This window comes from Actinomadura montaniterrae (assembly GCF_008923365.1).
Classification (GTDB): domain Bacteria; phylum Actinomycetota; class Actinomycetes; order Streptosporangiales; family Streptosporangiaceae; genus Spirillospora; species Spirillospora montaniterrae.
In genome coordinates this window covers 1-3,671 of the sequence record NZ_WBMR01000414.1, presented here as the reverse complement: position 1 = coordinate 3,671, position 3,671 = coordinate 1, and the positions used below count along the sequence as shown (strand labels likewise).

The 3,671-nt window shown below is 73.5% G+C and carries 4 protein-coding genes and 1 pseudogene; all 5 read left to right on the top strand.

The annotated features are described in order from the left end of the window. Positions 1–20 precede the first annotated feature (20 nt). Positions 21–752, top strand: a complete 732-nt coding sequence (locus F9B16_RS49705; protein WP_151547237.1) for a YggS family pyridoxal phosphate-dependent enzyme — start codon at positions 21–23, stop codon at positions 750–752. 102 nt (positions 753–854) lie between these two features. Then, on the top strand, positions 855–1,379 hold the full coding sequence (locus F9B16_RS49700; protein ID WP_151547236.1) for a cell division protein SepF: 525 nt from the start codon (positions 855–857) through the stop codon (positions 1,377–1,379). 21 nt (positions 1,380–1,400) lie between these two features. Then, entirely contained in the window at positions 1,401–1,685 is a 285-nt protein-coding gene (locus F9B16_RS49695) for a YggT family protein (protein ID WP_151547235.1), read from the top strand. A 49-nt stretch (positions 1,686–1,734) separates the two neighbouring features. After that, a complete protein-coding gene (locus tag F9B16_RS49690; RefSeq protein WP_151547234.1) occupies positions 1,735–2,688 on the top strand; it encodes a DivIVA domain-containing protein in 954 nt (317 codons plus the stop codon). 174 nt (positions 2,689–2,862) lie between these two features. Further along, a pseudogene (locus F9B16_RS49685) lies at positions 2,863–3,671 on the top strand (hypothetical protein); the annotation flags it as partial.

Below are 3,671 nucleotides of genomic sequence, written 5' to 3'. Positions count from 1 at the left end.
CCCCGCGCGGAGGGCGGCGCGTGACCGCCGGCGGGCCCGGACGCCCGGCGGCGCCGGACGAGCGGCGCGCCGAACTCGCCGCGAACCTCGCCGAGGTCCGCGGCCGGATCGCCGCCGCCTGCGCCGCCGCCGGACGCGACCCGGCGGAGGTCGCGCTGATCGCGGTGACCAAGACCTTCCCGGCCTCCGACGTGCGGCTGCTGGCCGGGCTCGGTCTCACCGACGTCGGCGAGAACCGCGACCAGGAGGCCCGGCCGAAGGCGGCCGAATGCGCCGACCTCTCGCTGACCTGGCACTTCGTCGGCTCGCTGCAGACCAACAAGGCCCGCGCGGTCGCGTCCTACGCCGACGTCGTGCACTCGGTCGACCGGTCCCGGCTGGTCGCCGCGCTGTCCGGCGCCGCCGCACGGGCCGGGCGCACGCTGCGCTGCCTCGTCCAGGTCTCGCTGGACGAGGCCGAGCACCGCGGCGGCGCGGCCCCGGCGCAGGTCCCGGCGCTCGCCGACGAGATCGCCGCCGCCCCCGGCCTGGAGCTCGGCGGGCTGATGGCCGTCGCGCCGCTCGGCGCCGACCCGGCGCCGGCGTTCGAACGGCTCGCCGCGCTGTCGGCGGACCTGCGCCGGAACCATCCGGACGCGCGGAGCGTCTCTGCGGGCATGAGCGGGGATCTGGAGCAGGCGATCGCGTGCGGCGCGACACACCTGCGGATCGGTACGGCGTTGCTCGGCGGCCGACGGGCAATCGTCAGGTAATGTCCCGGGAGTGGTACCTGCCGGAACGCGGGCCACGTAGACGGATCGGTCCAGCGGCGCCGGAGGCGCCGGGTGCCGCGGCCACAGGACACGGAGGGGCGTATGGCCAGCGCGATGCGCAAGATGGCGGTCTACCTCGGCCTGGTGGAGGACGACCGCTACGGCGACGAGTACGACTACGAGCCCTACGACGACGAGACCGACCCCGGCCAGGGGCGGCGCCGCGAGGACGAATCCGGCGGTCAGCTTACCCGAGCCGAGGAGACCGCGGACCGGGAACGCGATCATCACGCGGTGTCACCGCCCGAGCGACGCTCCGTGGCGCTCTACGAGTCCGGTACCACCGACCTTGCGCGCATCACTACGCTGCACCCTAGGACCTACAACGAGGCGAGGACCATCGGGGAGCACTTCCGTGAGGGCACACCGGTGATCATGAATCTGACCGAGATGGTCGACAGCGACGCCAAGCGGCTCGTCGACTTCGCGGCGGGTCTCGTGTTCGGCCTGCACGGGAGCATCGAGCGTGTTACCAACAAGGTGTTCCTCCTCTCACCGGCCAACGTGGAGGTGACGGCGGAGGACAAGGCCCGGATGGCAGAACGAGGGTTCTTCAACCAAAGCTGACAGCCACATGCGAGAGTGTCCGTGAACATCGTTGGACAGGTGCTGACGTACCTCCTGTACATCTTCCTGCTCTTCCTGATCGGCAGGCTGATCCTGGAGGTGCTGCAGTCGTTCGCCAGGCAGTGGCGTCCCAGAGGGGTGGTGCTCGTGATCGCCGAGGCGACCTACACCATCACCGATCCGCCGCTGAAGCTGCTGAGGCGTTTCATCCCTCCCATACGGCTGGGTAACGTGGCGCTGGACCTCAGTTTCACCTTCCTCATCTTTGTGGTGTGGGTCTTGATCATCTTCGTGCAGAGGCTCTGATCGGATACCGTCCTTCGGGACAGACTCCAAGCGCGCCAAGGAGACGAACATGCCGCTGACACCCGCCGATGTGCGGAACAAGCAGTTCAGTACCACCAGGCTGAGGCCGGGGTACGACGAGGAGGAGGTGGACGCCTTCCTCGACGAGGTCGAGGCCGAGCTCGACCGCCTCATCCAGGAGAACGAGGAGCTGCGGGCCAAGCTCGCCGAGTGCCTCCGTGGCAAGGTTCCCGCCATGGCCGCCCCCATCGTGGAGCCCAAGCCGGACGTCCAGAAGATCCCCGAGCCCCCCCGGCCGGAGCCGCAGCCGCAGCCCGAGCCCGAGCCCGTCCCCCTCGGCGGCCTCGGCATGGCGCCCGCGCCCACCGGCGAGGACAACATGGACACCGCCGCGCGCGTGCTGGCGCTGGCGCAGCAGACCGCCGACCAGGCGATCGCCGACGCCCGCCGGGAGGCCGACGAGACGCTCGGCCGCGCCCGCCGCGAGGCCGAGGAGATCCTCGGCAAGGCCCGCCGGCAGGCCGACCAGATCGTCAGCGAGGCCCGGTCCCGCGCCGAGGCCCTCGACCGCGACGCGCAGGAGCGGCACCGCCAGGTCATGGGGTCGCTCGTGCAGCAGCGCGAGGAGCTCGAGCGCGAGGTCGACAACCTGCGCGCCTTCGAGCGCGAGTACCGCAGCCGCCTGAAGGTGTACCTGGAGGGCCAGCTGCGCGACCTCGAGGCCGGCAGCACCGAGACGGGCGCGTTCGCCGCCGTCCCGGGCGCGGCGCCCTCGGTGGCGCAGCCGACCGCGCCGCAGCCGACCGCGCCGCAGGCCGGGCCCCAGACGGGACCGCAGAACGCGCTGCCGCACACCGAGAACCGCAACGGCGGAGCCGGCGGCTCCAACCCCGCCGGGCCGGCGTTCCCGTCGCCCGCCGAGCACACCCAGCAGGTGCAGCACTCGGCGACCGGCGCGTTCCACTCCGGCGGCGGTGACAACCCGCCGCACGAGAGGCGCTGACTCGGGCACCGCAGGCGATAGTGTCGTCCCGATCGCCGCGCCGAGGATGGCACCGCCGCCGTCCCGGCGCCCCGAGGCGGCCGGCCGGGGCCGGTCGGCGGGGAGATACGGCGTGACACCTGGGCCTGAAGGGCGGCCCGGAGCCGAGCGGTCCGAACGAGGGGGAGAGACCCTGTGATCATCCTGAGTGGCGTTCTCGTGGTGGCGGCGATCGCCCTGCTGGTTGCGGGAATCGTCGCCGGCAACGGAGACAGCGCCCAGGTCTTCGGCCTGGACGCGCTGGTGGTGATCTACATCTCGATCGCCGTCAGCATCGTCTCCGCGCTGTGCCTGGCCATCGGGGTGTTCCTGCGCCGCAAGGAGCTCTTCGGCGGCGGCACCCCCGCCGCGCCGGCCAGGAAGGGCAGGAAGGCCAAGCGGCCGCGGCCGGCTCCGCCGGCGCCCGCGGCCAAGAGCGCGGCCGGCGCCCCCGCGGCGCCCCGGCCGTCGCTGGACGCCCCGGCCGAGCCCGACGATGAGGTGGAGATCCCCGTCCAGCCCGTCGACGTGCCCGACGACGCCCTGGTGTTCGTCGTGCGCGGACGCAAGCGCTACCACCTCGACACGTGCCGGCAGCTCGCCGGGCGCGACACCGAGGAGCTCACCTACGCGGAGGCCAAGGAGGAGGGGTTCAGCCCCTGCACCGCCTGCATGCCCGACACCGCACTGGCGGCGCGCGCCGCGGCGTCGGGACCCGGGTCACCGGACCCGGGCAGGACGGTCGCGGACGGCCCCGACCTCACCAAGCCCCGCGTGGACCGCTCCGCGGCCGGTGCGGAGGGCGGCCTGGCCGGGCTGGCGAAGCCCGCGCACGCCGCCCCCTTCGCGCCGCACTCCGCGCCCGCGCCGTTCGACCCGACCGCGGAGATCCCCCGCGTGCCGGAGCCGGGCGAGCCGGAGCACGACCGCCCGGCGGCCGGGCACCGCGAGGAGCCGCCGGCCGG

What these genes read in the sequence shown, in the direction of transcription:
- F9B16_RS49700 (WP_151547236.1), top strand. Translation starts at nt 855, where the DNA reads ATGGCCAGCGCGATGCGCAAGATGGCGGTCTACCTCGGCCTGGTGGAG.
- F9B16_RS49690 (WP_151547234.1), top strand. Translation starts at nt 1,735, where the DNA reads ATGCCGCTGACACCCGCCGATGTGCGGAACAAGCAGTTCAGTACCACC.